The organism is Pseudoalteromonas sp. T1lg76 (assembly GCF_002964725.1).
GTDB lineage: Bacteria > Pseudomonadota > Gammaproteobacteria > Enterobacterales > Alteromonadaceae > Pseudoalteromonas.
In genome coordinates, this window is the sequence record NZ_PQCE01000083.1 from 1 (window position 1) to 950 (window position 950).

Consider the following 950-nt stretch of genomic DNA (forward strand, 5'->3'; position numbering starts at 1 on the left):
GCGGGCAGTGTAAGTTTGCGCAAATCGGTGGCCGTTGGGTCATGATGAATGTCTTAAATTAACTGTTAATTCAATTATGAAGCTTGAACTCACCGATCCTGTGTGGTTTTCCTACGTCCATTTTAAAGGGCAAAAGGGCGGCTTAAAATAAGCCGCGAGCTTGATGCTTGGTATTATTTTTTCATTTTTTTTAGTTTTTATTCATTTGAATATATAAGCATGGAGCAATAGATGAATACACTTCGACTCAGCCTTGTTGCGCTTTTACCTTTGAGCCTGAGCCTGGCCGCCCAAGACAGTACCAATGTGGAGTTTGCAGCCGAAAATAATCAAGCCGACATCTTTATTGAAAAGTGCCATGTGTGGCGAAATGCCATGCGCGACAATGATATGGATTTAATGTGGACCTTTGTTGAAGAAAAGTTCAAAGGAACCCTTAAGCCAAAAATGGCGCAAAAGCTTAAGAAAGTCGCTGCCAAGCATAGAGGCTACTTAGATGAGGCCGGAGCATATGTGCAGCGCTCGGTGTCCTTGTCTCAGGAGACGCCAAGTGATACCGCCCAAGTTATTGTGAAGTGGGATAATAATGGCGCTGGAAATAGGAATATCGGTTATGTGGAGAGCTGTGTTTTTGAGCAATTGCCAGGCACCACAAAGTGGGTACTTGATATATAGAAAATAGTGCTAAGGGGACGTCGCTCTTCTTACTTAGCATATGCATAAAACCGGCGTATGTTTTGCTTTTCTTGGGACTATCGTTACATCATCCATAAAGTATTTTTAACCGAGTGAATCCCTTGAGAATGATTCACTGCATTGAGATTAAGGAAGAAGTATGAGGACAATTAACTTATTAGGGGTAAAAGCGGGCAGTGTAAGTTTGCGCAAATCGGTGGCCGTTGGGTCATGATGAATGTCTTAAATTAACTGTTAATTCAATTATGAAGCTT

The 950-nt window shown here is 41.9% G+C and carries 1 protein-coding gene; it reads left to right on the top strand.

The window, feature by feature from the left end; all coding sequences use genetic code 11:
• Positions 1 to 231: 231 nt before the first annotated feature.
• Positions 232 to 675 carry a hypothetical protein gene (locus C2M35_RS15295; RefSeq protein WP_105199905.1) on the top strand — a complete coding sequence of 148 codons (444 nt, stop codon included), beginning with the start codon at positions 232 to 234 and terminating at the stop codon, positions 673 to 675.
• Positions 676 to 950: the final 275 nt, after the last annotated feature.